At 65.5% G+C, this 1,709-nt stretch carries 2 protein-coding genes; both read right to left on the bottom strand.

Going from position 1 to position 1,709, the window contains the following annotated elements; translation table 11 throughout:
• A partial coding sequence (locus AC16XC_RS13035) for a TrbI/VirB10 family protein (RefSeq protein WP_484035094.1) occupies nt 1-1,063 on the bottom strand: 1,063 nt, incomplete at its 3' end.
• Nucleotides 1,064-1,065: 2 nt separating this feature from the next.
• Nucleotides 1,066-1,709: TrbG/VirB9 family P-type conjugative transfer protein (locus tag AC16XC_RS13030; RefSeq protein ID WP_484035093.1), on the bottom strand; the 644-nt coding region annotated here is incomplete at its 5' end.

The following is a 1,709-nucleotide window of genomic DNA, read 5'->3' as shown; positions in this document are numbered from 1 at the left end:
GCATTTCGATCCCGGAGCGGTATTGGCCAAAAAGGCGGGAGCCCCGGGGGATCAGGATCCGGTCTCCGGAAAACGCCAGCACCGGCTCGGAGACCACCGCGACAACGGAGCCGGGCAGATCGCTGTTAATAGCGGTTTGCAGCGCCGCCTGGATGACGGATCCTTGGGTCAGCGTGCGTTCGGGATGGATGAGGCGGGCGGCCTCCTGCACCTCGAGCGGTCGCGCACTCTGCAAGAACTGCTCGTTGCCCGAGAGGGCCGGTCCACTTGCGCCAGCGGCGGCAGGATCGGCCACCGCCGCGCCACTCGCACCACCACGTGGACCGTCCGCATAGACCACGGCGGGGGATTTGATCTGGGCAGTCAGAAGCTCCTCGGCGATGCGTTCGGCCTCGCGCAGACGCTGCTCCTCTTCCTGACGCCGGCGTTGTTCGAGAAGGCGCTGATCGGCGATCACCCCTTCGCGATCGAGCTCGGCCTCAAGCCCCTCGCGCTGCGCCCGTTCGGCATCGAGCATGGCCTGCAGCCCCTCGATGCGAGTCTCGGTCTGGCGTTGGAGGTTTGCCAGCTCGGTTTCCTTTGCGGCGAGCGTTGCTTCGAGCGCGGCCTTTTGCTCGTCGAAGGCCTCGCGCAGGTCCGCGACAGCGGATTGGATTTCCGAGTTGCGGGCAGCCTGGCTGGCGGCGAGGGCTTCGCGGAGCTTGGCGATTTCGGCCAGCACCTCGGCGCTCGGTTCCGGGGCAGGGGCGGCGGGCACGTCGAGCGCTTCCTCGACGGCGATCAGTGCGTCATTGACCCGTTGCTCGGTCTCGTCGGGCGGAAACTTCAGCCGCCCGCCGGAGCCGGGGCGGCGGTCCTGAAAGGTCTCGACATCGGAGGTCTCAAGCGCACTGTCACCTTCCTGCAGACCGGTGGCCAGAAAATACGCGACCCCGGCCCCGCCAAGGGCGAGGGCGGCCGCGAGCGCGCCGACCCCGAGGCTGTTTCCGCGGGGCTTGGACTTGCCGCGCTGGCTGAACTGGTCGAGACGGTCCTGAAGGTCGGGAGGGGTTTGTTCGGCCATGGTCAGTTGCTCACGTAGATGGCGCTCTCGTCGCGCCAGGCGCAGATCGCCTCATCGCCGATACGCAGCGACCAGTAGGTGTTCACCCCAAGCACCCGGACCGTGTTGCCTTGCTGGGTCCAGTTGACCGTGCGCTCACGGCCCTGGTCATCGGCCTTGAAGAGGGCGGGCTGGCGACCGTTTTCCGGGATGACGAAGTAGGTATAGCGCCCGTCGTCATAGATATGGCTGGGGCGGAAATCACCTTCGCCCGAGACGCGGTAGTTGTAGTTGCGGGGCGCCTCAAAGCCTTTGGGCTGGGTAGCCGCCGTCGCTCGACGTTCCTCATCGGGGTAGCGGAAGCGGACTTCGAAGAACATGCCGGTGCGGTTCGGGATCGAGCCTTCGCGCAGGTGGAAGGAATAGGTGCGTCGGTTGGTGATCACCGTCATGTTGGTGGAGGCATTGGCCACATGCGGTTTGATGGTCAGCACATTGCCAAGCTCTGGGATCGGATCGACCTGGAAGCTTTCGGTGTCGCCGACGATCACGGCCTCGAAGCGCTCGCCCGCCCCGAAATGGATCGTGGTCGAATGCCTCAGATCGGTTTCGATCCGATAGACCTGGTTTTCACTATAGACGGCGGTGCGGATGCGGATGTCGAGCG

The sequence above is a fragment of the Candidatus Andeanibacterium sp. genome, assembly GCF_057143545.1.
Note: the sequence above shows the minus strand (reverse complement) of the source record. Positions and strands in the feature narration are given on the sequence as shown.